We start from the raw sequence: 13,371 nt of genomic DNA on the forward strand, positions 1-13,371 counted from the left end.
AAAACCTCACTTTAAGCCCTGGCATCAAAAGAAGCTGTGGAGATCACGGGAGTCTTCATGACATCCAGCATCTCATCCACCGCCGCATCCTGTCCGTCCATTTCATCATGGAGCTTCAGGGTAACATTCATGGAATAGCCGCGCTTTTCAAGCCTTTCATTCAAAATATGTATATTGTCATTGATAAGATCAATAACGGATTCATCAGCCACATAGAAATTCGTGGTGACCTTTGTATCAAGAAGCTTAACATATACATCAACGGGGCCCATATGCTCCATATCAAGGTGAAGCACGGCGCTGACAGAGCCGTCTTCACTCATCTTACTATGTTTGTTCCTGTAAACGAAAAGATCTCCGTGAACATTCTGCCCCGTCATCTGAAGAGGCAGCTGGACATACTGGAACATCTGATTAAGCTGGTTCATGAAATCAAGATTGTTCTGCAGGTTATTGGCAGCCTGCCCAAGCTTGGACTCCGCCCCAAGGGTATTACTGATGGTCTCCGTAAGGCCCTTTATCTGATTTCCAAGCCTCTGGTAGAGATTATCTATATTCTCCTTCTTCTCAACATCTCCGGGTTTAAGGGTCCACTGGGAGGAGATACTGTCCTTAAGAAGCTTACTGTAATCCTCGTGGGAAAAGATATTTTTCCATACCGTCTTGTCTCCTAAGGTATTAAGATCTGACTGCTCAAAGGCCTGTGACAGCTCTTTTAGCAGCTCCTTCTGGGCAAGCTCAAGCTTTGGAGAAGACTCTCCGTTTTGGGTAAGTTTAAGGGCTTCGTTGTAGTTCTTTATGGTATCCTCGGAAATACCAAGGTTTCTTAAGTTATCAACAAATCTTGAATCTAGCTGAGGGGCCTTGGCAGAAGCATTCCCTCCGGAAGCTTCTTCCCGGACAGCATTCTGCTCAGCCTGTACATTGCCGGACTTGGCACCTTCTTCGCTTCCCTCAATCTCGCCCTGCATCGCAGCGGCTGTTTCAGGAGATTGTCCCATGGTCTCGGCCTTTGTTCCCTGTTCCTGTACCTGTTCCTGCACCGGCACCTGTTTGCCATCTGCATCGGCAGCGGGCTCCTCTGCCGCAACCTGCCCTGCAGCCTCTGCCTCTTTTCCCGAAGCTTCTGCAACACCGCTTTCAGCCATCTGTGCTCCTTCGGAAAAGAGCTTTAACACCTGCCCGTAGAGCTTTAAAGCAGCGGAATCATTTCCCGCACCTGACAGCTCATTAAAGGCTTCCGGAAGCTCATCTATGATGCTTTCCATGGCGTCAGTCACCTGGTGCTCGTAGTTCTTGTAATTCTGGAACTGCTGTATATTGTTTTCGTTGATAGGAATATTGAGGCTCTTCATCTCAACCATGGTGGAGATTGAAGTGTTTTGATAGGTCTGAAGATTTTTGCTCATCTCAAGAAGCGCTTCCCTGTTAATGGGAAGCTGAGCTTCCATCATATCTTTGACCATTTGGATATTGTCATTATTGATCTCAAGACCTGCAGCCGCAAGCGCCTTTAAGGTGCTCTGGTCTGCAGAGGTATTCTCATAAAGCGGTGTTATGGACACGCCCCCGGGGCCTGAAGACTTAACGTTAAAATTCAGAGTCTGGCCTTCGCGGAGGTTCATGCCGTCCTGAAGTTTGGCGGATATGACTGAATCGCCGACTTCCACATTGGCGATCTTACCGCCCTCGGTATCTGTAATTGACACAACAGTTCCCTGTATGGTGGAGCCCGTCTTAAGCTCAGGGAGCTTGCCCTGGCTCTCACTGCCGGACTGGGAAACCTCCCTGCCATCCACCATAACCTGTCTGCTCAATTGTGATACATTAGAAATTCCGTTCATACAAAGTTTCCTATAAATGATCTTCTATGTATCGGACAGGGGCCGTATTTCTTGATGGCTGCTATATGATCCGCGCTGCCGTATCCCTTGTTGGAGTCAAATCCATATTCGGGATATTGCAAGGCCATCTCCTTCATCACCCTGTCTCTTGTCACCTTGGCTATAATGCTGGCCGCCGCAATTGAAACGCTCTTGGCATCACCCTTTATTATGGATATCTGCCGGTAGTCCTCAAGCTGCGGGATATGCACAGCATCGATCAAAAGAGCCTGTGGCTTAACCGAAAGGCTGTTAACAGCCTGTGTCATGGCTTCAAAGGTAGCCTGCAGAATATTGATCTCATCTATCCTCTCACAGGTAGCGGATCCGATCCCCACAGCTACAGCTTTGTCCATGATGACATCATAAAGCTCTTCTCTCTTTTTTTCGGATAATTTCTTGGAATCGTTTAGATACAGAATATCACTGTCTTTAGGAAGAATGACGGCAGCTGCGTAGACAGGTCCTGCCAAAGGACCGCGGCCCACTTCATCTATGCCGCACAGATACCCCAGATCCCCATACTGTTTCTCATACTTTTTCATTTCTTCTATGCGGGCTATTTCCGCATAGAGAGCCTTCAGCCTCTTATCGGCTGTCTCAACAAGCTTACGGACTCCCGCTCTTTCATCCCCTGCAAAAGAGTCCTTGAAAGCCTTAAATTCCTCCTCACTGCTGCAGCCGGAAAGAATCTCCCTGATCTTGGTCATGGACTGCATCAGTCTACACCTCCGAACTTGGAGAAAGGATAGATCCTGATAAAGGCCTTTCCAAGGATCTTATCTTTATGGATATTCCCTACTGAAATATCCCTGCTGTCCATACTGTGATTGCGGTTATCTCCCAAAACGAAGTATTCGTCCGGTCCAAGGGTCACACCGTCGATAGCTCTTCCGGGATCCTGGATAACCTCAGCACCGTACCCCTCGTCCAGCTTGGTTCCGTTTATGTATATATTTCCGCTCTCATCAATCTTAACGGTCTCACCGGGAAGTCCGATGACTCTTTTTATGAAGTACTGGTTCTTGCCGTACTGATAAGGGAATATGATAATGTCAAATCTTAAGGGATCGCTGAATCTGTAGGTCACCTTATCCACTATAAGGGAATCTCCGTCCTGCAGTGTGGTCTCCATTGACTGTCCGCTTACTTCAGTTCTTTGTGCAACAAAAGTAATGAACAAAAATGTCAGTGCAAAAATGACTGCCAGGTAAACAATTGTGCTTGCGATCTCTTTTAATACTGTCTCAAATTTCATATTCTAGTCTCGCTTCCGTGCCTTGGCACTAATTTATTAAGGACGCTCCAAAGATAATCTTCCAAGCCTGCCGTTTCTGAAATCATCCAGAAGAAGGGCTGCCGCTCTGTTTAGGTCAATCTCAGCTCCCTGTTTGAAGCACTTTCTGTTGAAAGCGATTGCCGAGAGCACAGCGCTTGTAGGTGTGGAATACATCTGCTCTTCGTACTCCGAAACTTGCTCCTTTGTTATATTATACTTCTCAAATACAGCATTTGGATACGTTTCTGACAATATTTTTATAAGTTCACAGGCCAGTTCTGCGATATCAAGGTTATCATCGTTCATTGAACCTATCAAAGCCAGATGAAGTCCTACGGTATCATCATCAAACTTAGGCCAGAGAACACCCGGCGTATCAAGAAGCTGCATGTTCTTGCCAAGCGAGATCCACTGTTTACCCTTGGTGACACCGGGCTTATTTCCGGTCTTGGCAGAAGCCCTTCCGGCAAGCTTATTTATGAAAGTAGACTTTCCGACATTGGGTATTCCTGCTACCATCGCGCGGATAGGTCTTCCCACGATGCCTCTTTTCTTGTCCCGCTCTATCTTCTCAGCGCAGGCATTCTGCACCAGCTCTTTTACCTTGCCTGCATCATTGCCGGTCTTGGAATTCATCTCAAGGACAAAGTAGCCCTGCTTCTGGTAGTGTTCCTTCCATCTTGCGGTAACTGCAGGGTCTGCAAGGTCTGCTTTGTTGAGGATTATAAGCCTGTACTTGTTCTTGCCAAGCTCATCAATATCAGGATTTCGGCCTGCCGCCGGTATCCTGGCATCTGTCAGTTCTATAATTATATCTATGAGTTTGATGTTCTCCTGCATCATCCTCATAGCCTTGGTCATATGACCGGGATACCACTGATAATTCATAGGCTCTCCATTTCTCAATAGTTGTTAAGGACAAGACCGGCTCCTGCCTCTTCATACTGAAGCTTGAACCATACCTTTCCCACCATCATACTCTGCTTGACTACGCCGATATTGGCGCTTCTGGAGTCTTCACTGTTATTCCTGTTATCACCCAGGACAAAATACTCTCCGCTGCCAAGCTTAACGGGATTGGATGCTATACCTGCATCCTCTATTTTATCATATATATCCTTCTTGCCGTCACGTTCCTCTCCGTTTACATAGAGAATTCCGTCCGTTATCTGAACGGTCTCACCGGGGCCTGCTACGACTCTTTTTACATAGTAATGGGAATTAGCGTTGCCATTTGGCAGAAATACAATGATATCACCAATCTTGGGACTGAATATCGTAAGCGAAAGCCTGTTGACCACAACACTCTGTCCGTTGCTGATGGTAGGCTCCATGGAATCACCGATTACCTTGACCTGCATGCCAAAGGCAAGCACAAGGCCAAGGGCTATAAGTCCTGCAACAATGGTGATGGATATCCAGGAAAAGATCTCCCGGATAAGTTTTGGAGTTATCTTCTTTTTCTTCTGATGAAAAGTAAGTGTATTTCTTCTGCGAAACATTAAAGATACCTCACAAACAAAGATTTTTGTGTTTTTCCATGAAAAAAGGCAATTACTATCTTTACGACAGTAACTGCCTCTGAAAACAAGTTATCTGGTAACAAGCTCCTTAACCTTAGCCTTCTTACCTGTAAGTCCCTTAAGGTAGTTCAGCTTAGCTCTTCTTACCTTACCTCTTCTAACAACCTCAACCTTCTCAACGATAGGTGAGTGAAGGGGCCATGTCTTCTCAACGCCAACACCGTAAGACTCTTTTCTTACTGTGAATGTTGTACGGTTGCTGCCGCCCTGGATCTTCTTAACTGTTCCCTCGAAAACCTGAACTCTTTCACGGTTTCCTTCCTTGATCTTAGCGTGTACTCTTACAGTATCACCTGTGTGGAACTGAGGCGCATTGGCGTTCAGCTGCTCTTTCTCGAGCTCTTCGATAATTGTACTCATATTTCTTCTCCTATTTCCATGGACGTTCTTAAACGCAATTAATGCATCAGAGGACCGTCTGATTGTCACAACGTACTATAGTTTAACAAAGAATAGAAGAAAAGTCAACCCAAAAGATCTTTCGGTCCGAATCTGTCGGGAATTATCTCAGGGAGTGTATATTCTGTGTACTTATCTACCGACTGAGCACAGAATATCCTGAAATCATCCTTGCAGAATTCGCTCATTACCTGTCTGCAGACACCGCAGGGTGAACAGAAAGGAAGGTCATCCCACTGTCCATCCGGGCCGCCCGCAACGGCAATTGCCTTGAAATCCTTCACACCCTCGCTTACAGCCTTGAAAAATGCTGTTCTCTCAGCGCAGTTGGTGGGTGTAAAAGCAGCATTCTCGATGTTGCAGCCTGTATAGATGGTGCCATCGGCTGCAAGGAGCGCTGCTCCTACATTCCAGTGTGAATATGGAGTATAACTCATTCTCCTCATGTTAAGAGCTGTTTCAATAAGTTCACGTACGTTAATGTCTTCCATATTTTTGTCCTATCGTGCCCTTTATTATATAAATTACCTTGATCCCTTATCGTAAGGAATACCCTCTGCCTTAGGTGCTCTTGAATTGGATGATGTAAATGCAAGAACAATAAGTGAAATGATGTAAGGCATCATGTTGTATACGGATCCGGGAATATTCAGAGCTGCCAGGAAATCAAATCCTGAGTATACGTTTGAAAGAGCTCTGAAGAAACCGAACAGCAAGGCTGCAAGTCCGATATTAATAGGTTTCCACTGACCAAAGATCATAACTGCCAGAGCAAGGAAACCAAAGCCTGCTACACCAACTTCGAACTTCCACTCACTTACGCCGGCTGTGATATATACGATACCACCGATACCTGCCAGCATACCGGAGATAAGAACGCCTGACCATCTCATGGTGTAAACGTTGATACCTACGGAATCCGCAGCCTGAGGGTGCTCACCGCAGGCCATAAGTCTTAAGCCGAATCTGGTCTTGTAAAGAATTACATAAGCCAGGATAAGCGCAATAAGTGCTACCAGCATGAACCAGTTGAACTGGAAAGAACCGATGGAAACAACCAGTGCCTTCTTGGTCTGTACATACTGAACAGTTGAAGATACGTTGTCAGGGTTCTCTGCAATGTTGATGGACTTAACGATTACAGTAGCTGCTGCAGCTGCCAGCATGTTAAGGGCTGTACCTACAAGGGTCTGATCAGCCTTCAAGTTGATACATGCAACCGCAAGAAGCATTGAATAAATAACTCCGCAAAGGATAGAAGCTGCCATAACAGCCAGCACAATAAGAAGTGCCGGTGTAGACGGACTGATGTACTTAAGTGTAAGCGCTCCGCCAAGAGCTCCCATAACCATGATTCCCTCAAGTCCCAGGTTGATAACACCTGAGTGCTCTGAGAAACATCCACCCAAAGCTACGAGAATCAGAACAGATGCAAATAACAGTGTGTATTGAAGAAGCAGTACCATTACTTGTTACCTCCTTCCTCTTTTTTGCTCTGGACAATCGGTGGCTGTTTAGCCCTCTCATCTCTTGCCCTGAGCCAGCCGTTAAGCTGGATCTTGAAGAACAGAACAAAACCGCACAGATAAATGATGATAGCGGAAATGAAATCCGAAATCTGTGAAGGATAGATATTCTTGTCAAGATAAGAACCACCACTGGTGATGTGCTGGATAAAGTAGGAAGCAAAGATTGTTCCGATAGGATCCAGACCACCAAGGAAGGTAGCGGCAATACCGTTAAAGCCCATTCCGGGAACCGATGACTGTGTTACGGACCACTGCTCGTATCCTGTAAGGAACAGGAATGCTGCTCCAAGACCTGCAAGAGCACCGCCGATGAACAGTGTGATTATAACGTTTCTCTTCTCTTTCATTCCGCTGTACTTGGCAGCATCCTTGGCAATACCGGTAGCCTTGATCTCATAGCCGAATACTGTCATGCTCAGGATTACCTTAAGCAGAATTGCGATAAGGATCGCAAGAGGAATTGCTATTGTAACATATTTGTTATTTGAAAAAAGTTTCTCCATTCCCAGGGAAGGAAGGATTGCTCCCTTGTTGACACTGGCAACCTGTACTGTATAAGGGCTGGCAGTCTCTTTAACTCCTGAGAGGAGCATGTTAACGGTGTAGAGGCCGATCCAGTTAAGCATGATACCTGAAATAACCTCGTTAACGTTAAGGTAGGACTTTAAAAGACCTACAATGATTCCGAAAATTCCGCCTGCAATAAGAGCTGCAAGAAGGCAGATGATCCAGGGCATCTTAAGCTGCAGTGCGCAGAAAAGAGCTGCTCCTGCTCCTGCTACATACTGTCCTGCCGCACCGATATTGAACAGACCTGCCTGATAGCAGAACTGGATTGAAAGTGCGCACATAAGAAGCGGTGCTGCCTTTACCAGGGTATTGCCGAGATACTTCATGGCAGCTGCCTTGGTAGGATAAGTGAAATAGTTCTTAAGAATTGTGATTATAGCTTCCGTTGCTCCTGCGGGGTTGATGATAAGAAGTGCAACATAACCAACCAGCAGACCGATAACGATGCACAAAAGCGCAGCCAGAGTGGACTGTACGGCAGGTTTTGAAAGGAAGCCTTCAGATGATTTTTTGCCCATTATGCTCCAATCTCCTTTCTCTTAGCGCCTGCCATGTAGAGACCAAGCTCTTCCGGCGTTGTTGTCTTGGGATTAAACTCTCCAACCAGCTCACCCTCGTACATTACAAGGATCCTGTCGGAAATACTCATAACCTCTTCAAGCTCAAGGGATACCAGAAGCACTGCGTGTCCTGCATCTCTCTGAGCGATAAGCTGCTTGTGGATATATTCGATAGCACCTACATCCAGACCTCTGGTAGGCTGAACCGCAATAAGAAGATCGGGATTCTTGTCGATCTCTCTTGCGATGATGGCCTTCTGCTGGTTACCACCTGACATGCTCCTTGCGATTGTAGCTGCACCCTGGCTGGATCTGATATCGTACTGCTCTATCAGTTTGTCAGCGTAGCTGTTGATGGCGCCCTTCTTAAGGAAGCCTGCCTTGGTGCTGAACTCAGGCTCAAAGTATCTCTGGAGTACCAGATTGTAAGCCAGTGAATAGTCCATAACAAGACCATGTTTGTGTCTGTCCTCGGGAATATGGCTCATACCGCTGGTGGAACGCTCTCTGATGGAGGCATGGGTAATATCCTTGCCTGAAAGAGTGATCTTGCCTGATGTGCAGTTCTCAAGTCCTGAGAGTCCGTAAACCAGCTCTGTCTGTCCGTTTCCGTCGATACCGGCGATACATACGATCTCGCCTTCACGAACGTCAAAGGATACATTCTTAACAGCATTATTGTGATGGAGCTTGCTGGGTACTGTCATGTTCTCTACATGAAGAATTACCTTACCTGGCTCCTTGTCCTCTTTGGTTGCTACCAGCTGTACATCACGGCCAACCATCATTCGGCTGAGCTCGTCCTGGTTGGTATCGGCAATGTTAACTGTTCCGATATACTTACCACGGCGAAGTACCGAACATCTGTCAGCAACTGCCATGATCTCAGCAAGCTTGTGGGAAATGAAAAGAATAGACTTGCCTTCTTTGGCAAGGTTCTTCATGATCTCCATAAGCTCATCGATCTCAGCAGGTGTAAGAACGGCTGTAGGCTCGTCGAAAATAAGAATCTCGTTATCTCTGTAGAGCATCTTAAGGATCTCTGTCCTCTGCTGCATACCTACAGTAATGTCCTCAATCTTGGCGTCGGGATCTACCTTAAGGCCATACTTATCAGACAAAGCCATAACCTTTTTCCTGGCCTCGTCCTTCTGAAGTATTCCGTGCTTGGTAGTCTCATCACCGAGAATGATGTTGTCCAGAACCGAGAAGCACTGAACCAGTTTGAAGTGCTGGTGTACCATTCCGATACCAAGGTCATTGGCATCATTGGGGTTATTGATCTTAACCTCAACACCGTCCTTCTTGATGATTCCTTCCTCAGCCTGGTAAAGACCAAAAAGCACACTCATGAGAGTGGACTTACCTGCTCCGTTTTCTCCCAGAAGTGCGTGGATCTCCCCCTTCTTTAGCTGCACTGTAACATTATCATTGGCTATAATACCCGGAAACCTTTTGGTAATGTTCAGCATTTCAATAGCATATTCACTGTTTCCTGCCATTGACACACCCTCCATACTTTTATTTCGTTTTCCCTATAGTAAGAAATAAGGCCGGAAGATTATGAGTCCGCCGGCCCTAATGACCAAATGGCCATAATAAGTTTTAATTACTTAATGTTGCCCTGGAAGTTGATCTTAGCTGTTGTAGCTGAAGGCTGCTCAGCGGAAGAATCGTTGGAAACTGTGATCTTGCCGTTAACCATATCAGCAACAAGTGCGTTGTAATCAGCCTCTGTGAATCCATCTGTCCAAACAGTTGATGAAGGAAGACCTACATAGTTGAGGCTCATGTCATCAGCAGATACAAGACCAAGAGTCTGGATCTTGCCTGCATAAGAATCCCACTGACCATCTCTGATAGCTGAAAGCAGTGTGTTAACTGTAGCCTGAAGACCCTTCATAGCAGATGTAACTGTGATGCCATCGCCGAACATTCCGTCGATTGTGGCCTTCTGGTCAACGTCTACACCGATAACCTTGCCGCCAACCTTAGCAGCTGCCTCACCAGCAGATGTGAAGATACCACCGCCGCAAGCGAATACAACTTCTGTGCCGCCCTGATACCATGTATCCATAGCAGCTGTGATGTCGGAATCACCGTAGAACTGGTTACCATAAGCATAGTTGATCTCTACGTCTGTGCCAAGCTCTGCAGCTGCAGCGTCAGCACCCTGTACGAAACCGTAACCATAACGGATAACAGCAGGAACAGCCATTCCACCAAGGAAACCGAGCTTTGTGAAGCCCATCTTTACTGCTGCATAACCAGCCATGTATCCGGGAAGCTCTTCCTGGTATACAGCTGAGAATACGTTAGCAAATGTCTCGTTGTTGAAGTCTGACTCGTCACCCTCAAGATCGTACTCAGAAACGTCAAGAGCTACGAACTTAACATCGGGATACATATCAGCTGTCTCTTTGATAGCGCCTGCGAAAGCGTAACCGGGCATAACTACTACGTTATATCCATCAGCTACTGCCTTGTCGATCATGGCAACTCTCTCAGCATCTGAATCACCTTCGGGCTTGTAGTATGTGAAGTCAACGCCGTTAGCCTCACCAAAAGCCTTACATGCCTCATATGTTGACTGGTTGAAAGACTGGTCTGTGATATCGCCGTAGTCTGTAACCATAGCAACCTTCATGAAAGTTGCGTCAGCAGCGGGCTCAGCTGCCTCTGTAGCCTCAGCAGTCTCTGCAGGAGCTGCTTCCTCTACTGTTGTCTCTGTTGCCTGAGTATCTGTTGTCTCAGCAGCAGGAGCAGCAGAATTGCCGCAAGCTACGAGAGAAGATACCATTGTTGCAGCCATAAGAACTGCGAGAAGTTTCTTTTTCATAATTTCCCTCCGTTTAATAAAATATGATAGAAACATTTATAATAAAACCATATTTCAGGCTTTATCCAATTTAATGAGTTCCCTGATAGCCTCAATGGTGGTCTTGTAAACGATCTCCATATCATGGGCCTGGGGATTGGGAAGTCCCTTTTTAGCTCTCTCCTGGTTAGCAACTACAAGGAGAACAGCTCCTGTCCTTGCTCTTAAGTAGTCACCCACAACGAAAAGTGTTGAACTCTCCATCTCTGAGCAAAGGCATCCGCACTTGATCCAGGCATCCCACTTGTAAAGAAGCTCCGGGCCAACCGGCTTGGTCTCCGGCTCATGCTGCCCGAAGAAGGAATCCTTACACTGGCATACACCAACGTGATACTTGGCTCCGTTCTTCTTAGCACCTGTAACCAGTGCATTTACCACATCAAAAGTAGCCACAGCCGGATACTCAATGGGAGCATACTCTTTGGATGTACCCTCGGCACGGATGGCTCCGGAGGCAATGACAATATCGCCGCCAACTACGTCATCCTGCATTCCGCCTGAGGTTCCCATACGGATAAAGGTATCTGCCCCGCACTTATAGAGCTCTTCCACGCAGATAGCTGTAGAAGCGCCTCCTATACCGTGAGACATAACACTGACCTTCTCTCCGTCCAAATAACCGGTGTAGCAGTTGTATTCTCTGTTATATGCAACAAATTTAGGATCGTCAAAATATTTGGAAATAGATTCACATCTACCCGGATCACCTGTAAGAAGTACATATCTTCCTACATCTCCCGGTTTAACATGTGTATGGTACTGATATCCTGCACCTTCTGTATAGTCTACCATATTGGTTTACCCCAACATCTTGTGTTTAATTAATGTATCATATCAAAATACATATATACTTTATTATAATTCATTTAACCCTAAAAGTCACCAAAAATTAAAATTATATTAATTAAGCAACCCTTCCATTACATGAATTATAATCCTGCGATTCTCCACATCTATCTGCTTGATGCACTCCTTTATCGCAGGTATGTAAACTTTCTCCTCCGAGTCCTTGAGAGTCATCTCATAGACATCGTTTGCGCCTGTCTGAAGGATCTCCGTAAGAGTTCCCAGCTCTTTTTCCTCTTCATCCACGATGGTCATGCCGATAAGATCCGCGCAGTAATACTCCCCGGGCGCAAGCTTGATGGCGTCTTTTCTGTCGATGGTAAGCTCGCACCCCTTGAACTTCTCAACATCGTTGATGTTGTCGAACTGCTTGAACTTAACAATGACAAATTTCTTGAAAAATCTTGCACTCGCAATATCAAGGTCAATCTCCTCGCCTCTCTGGGTGTGAAGCCTTACCTTCTTAAGTTTCTTAAATCTTGCTGGATCTTCAGTTGTGGGGAAAACATTTACCTCTCCCTGAAGTCCGTGAGTTGATGCTATAACGCCTACCTGAAATCTCTCTGTTTTCATATATTCCATGTATAGATCAGGTCTCCTCTCTTTTGTACGAAGCACACACTGTTTGTGCCTCCACTCATCAACCTTTTTGTGATCACCCGACAAAAGGATTGCCGGAACTTTCATACCCATCCACTCCTCAGGCCTTGAATACTGCGGGTATTCAAGAAGATTCCCCGAAAAGCTCTCGGTCTGGGCGGACTCATCATTATTCAGAACTCCCGGAACCAGCCTTGAAATGGCATCTATCATCACCATCGCCGGAAGCTCGCCTCCTGTAAGGACATAGTCCCCTATTGAGACATAATCCGTAACTATTTCCTGAAGAACACGCTCGTCGACGCCCTCATAGTGTCCGCACAAAAACACCAGGTCCTCTTCCGCAGCCATGTCCGCAGCCATCTTCTGGTTAAAGACAGCTCCCTGAGGGGTCACATAGACAACCCTTAGTTTCCTGTCCTTGTCAAAAGAGCCATCACCTATCCGGTCCTTTATGGAAAGGTAACAGTCATAAATAGGCTGAGCCTGCATCAGCATGCCTGCCCCGCCCCCGTATGTATAATCATCCACCTTGCGGTGCTTAATGTCGTTTGAAAAATCCCTGATGTTTACAGCCTCAAAATCTATAAGGCCTTTGTCCCTGGCTCTGCCCAGAATGCTTGTATCAAGCCCCTGTTCCACCATCTCAGGGAAAAGAGTCATAATATGAAATCTCATAGTTTTCGTGTAATAATGCCGCCCCAAAGAACCTTTGAGACGGCATATAAGTTTAGATTATCTCTACATCCACCTTGAGGTCATCTCTGGTTGATGCTGCCTTAACAACGGCACGGATTGCCTTAGCAATGCGGCCCTGTTTTCCAATTACTTTGCCCATGTCTGAAGGTGCTACATGAAGCTCAATCATTATATTGCGTCCGTCTTTCTTCTCGGTAACAACAACTTCATCCGGATTATCGACAAGCGCCTTTGCGATAACTTCAACCAATTCTTTCATTGCTTTACCTCCGGCATTATTATATTGAAATCACAGAAAATTATTTCTGAATGCCGGCCTGTCTGAACAGCTTAGCAACTGACTCTGTAGGCTGAGCACCGTTTGAAAGCCACTTCTTTGCAAGCTCCTCGTTAACCTTTACTGTGCTGGGATCTGTGTTGGGATCGTATGTTCCGATCTCCTCGATGAACTTACCCTGTACAGGGAACTTTGAATCAGAAACGATGATTCTGTAGAAAGGAACCTTCTTCTTACCAATTCTCTTTAATCTGATCTTTACTGCCAT

Annotated in this window: 15 protein-coding genes and 1 pseudogene; all 16 read right to left on the bottom strand. The window is 46.1% G+C overall.

Annotated features, from left to right (window positions below; translation table 11 throughout):
• Nucleotides 1-11: 11 nt before the first annotated feature.
• Complete coding sequence (gene fliK, locus T456_RS0113500) at nucleotides 12-1,844, bottom strand: flagellar hook-length control protein FliK (RefSeq protein ID WP_024866549.1); 1,833 nt, start codon at nucleotides 1,842-1,844, stop codon at nucleotides 12-14.
• Nucleotides 1,841-2,602 carry a ribonuclease HII gene (locus T456_RS0113505; RefSeq protein ID WP_024866550.1) on the bottom strand — a complete coding sequence of 254 codons (762 nt, stop codon included), beginning with the start codon at nucleotides 2,600-2,602 and terminating at the stop codon, nucleotides 1,841-1,843. The genes fliK and T456_RS0113505 overlap by 4 nt, the downstream gene beginning before the upstream one ends.
• The gene (gene lepB, locus T456_RS0113510; protein WP_024866551.1) at nucleotides 2,602-3,141 is read right to left on the bottom strand and encodes a signal peptidase I; all 540 of its coding nucleotides are present in this window, start codon (nucleotides 3,139-3,141) and stop codon (nucleotides 2,602-2,604) included. Before lepB (T456_RS0113510) ends, T456_RS0113505 begins: the two co-directional genes overlap by 1 nt.
• A 36-nt stretch (nucleotides 3,142-3,177) precedes the next feature.
• Nucleotides 3,178-4,050, bottom strand: coding sequence for a ribosome biogenesis GTPase YlqF (gene ylqF, locus T456_RS0113515; protein WP_024866552.1), 873 nt, complete (start codon nucleotides 4,048-4,050; stop codon nucleotides 3,178-3,180).
• Between the two features lie 14 nt (nucleotides 4,051-4,064).
• Nucleotides 4,065-4,664 (bottom strand): signal peptidase I, encoded by a 600-nt coding sequence (gene lepB / locus T456_RS0113520; RefSeq protein WP_024866553.1) that lies wholly within the window; start codon nucleotides 4,662-4,664, stop codon nucleotides 4,065-4,067.
• Between the two features lie 90 nt (nucleotides 4,665-4,754).
• Nucleotides 4,755-5,105: a 50S ribosomal protein L19 gene (gene rplS, locus T456_RS0113525; RefSeq protein WP_022763985.1), complete on the bottom strand. Its 351-nt coding sequence runs from the start codon at nucleotides 5,103-5,105 to the stop codon at nucleotides 4,755-4,757.
• Nucleotides 5,106-5,209: 104 nt separating this feature from the next.
• Entirely contained in the window at nucleotides 5,210-5,635 is a 426-nt protein-coding gene (locus T456_RS0113530; protein WP_035802179.1) for a cytidine deaminase, read from the bottom strand.
• A 33-nt stretch (nucleotides 5,636-5,668) separates the two neighbouring features.
• Complete coding sequence (locus tag T456_RS0113535) at nucleotides 5,669-6,610, bottom strand: ABC transporter permease (RefSeq protein ID WP_024866555.1); 942 nt, start codon at nucleotides 6,608-6,610, stop codon at nucleotides 5,669-5,671.
• Nucleotides 6,610-7,761: an ABC transporter permease gene (locus T456_RS0113540; RefSeq protein ID WP_024866556.1), complete on the bottom strand. Its 1,152-nt coding sequence runs from the start codon at nucleotides 7,759-7,761 to the stop codon at nucleotides 6,610-6,612. The genes T456_RS0113535 and T456_RS0113540 overlap by 1 nt, the downstream gene beginning before the upstream one ends.
• Complete coding sequence (locus T456_RS0113545; RefSeq protein ID WP_035802183.1) at nucleotides 7,761-9,305, bottom strand: ABC transporter ATP-binding protein; 1,545 nt, start codon at nucleotides 9,303-9,305, stop codon at nucleotides 7,761-7,763. The genes T456_RS0113540 and T456_RS0113545 overlap by 1 nt, the downstream gene beginning before the upstream one ends.
• A 107-nt stretch (nucleotides 9,306-9,412) precedes the next feature.
• Nucleotides 9,413-10,642, bottom strand: a complete 1,230-nt coding sequence (locus T456_RS0113550) for a BMP family lipoprotein (protein ID WP_024866558.1) — start codon at nucleotides 10,640-10,642, stop codon at nucleotides 9,413-9,415.
• 54 nt (nucleotides 10,643-10,696) lie between these two features.
• Nucleotides 10,697-11,473, bottom strand: coding sequence for a uridine phosphorylase (gene udp / locus T456_RS0113555; protein ID WP_024866559.1), 777 nt, complete (start codon nucleotides 11,471-11,473; stop codon nucleotides 10,697-10,699).
• 108 nt (nucleotides 11,474-11,581) lie between these two features.
• Entirely contained in the window at nucleotides 11,582-12,109 is a 528-nt protein-coding gene (gene rimM, locus T456_RS24370) for a ribosome maturation factor RimM (protein WP_442855982.1), read from the bottom strand.
• A pseudogene (gene trmD / locus T456_RS24375) lies at nucleotides 12,092-12,805 on the bottom strand (tRNA (guanosine(37)-N1)-methyltransferase TrmD); the annotation flags it as partial. The pseudogene trmD and the gene rimM, both read right to left, overlap by 18 nt.
• Before the next feature lie 52 nt (nucleotides 12,806-12,857).
• Nucleotides 12,858-13,085 (bottom strand): KH domain-containing protein, encoded by a 228-nt coding sequence (locus T456_RS0113565; RefSeq protein WP_024866561.1) that lies wholly within the window; start codon nucleotides 13,083-13,085, stop codon nucleotides 12,858-12,860.
• A 40-nt stretch (nucleotides 13,086-13,125) separates the two neighbouring features.
• On the bottom strand, nucleotides 13,126-13,371 hold the full coding sequence (rpsP, locus tag T456_RS0113570; RefSeq protein WP_024866562.1) for a 30S ribosomal protein S16: 246 nt from the start codon (nucleotides 13,369-13,371) through the stop codon (nucleotides 13,126-13,128).

This window comes from Butyrivibrio sp. FCS014 (assembly GCF_000526935.1).
Lineage (GTDB): Bacteria > Bacillota > Clostridia > Lachnospirales > Lachnospiraceae > Butyrivibrio.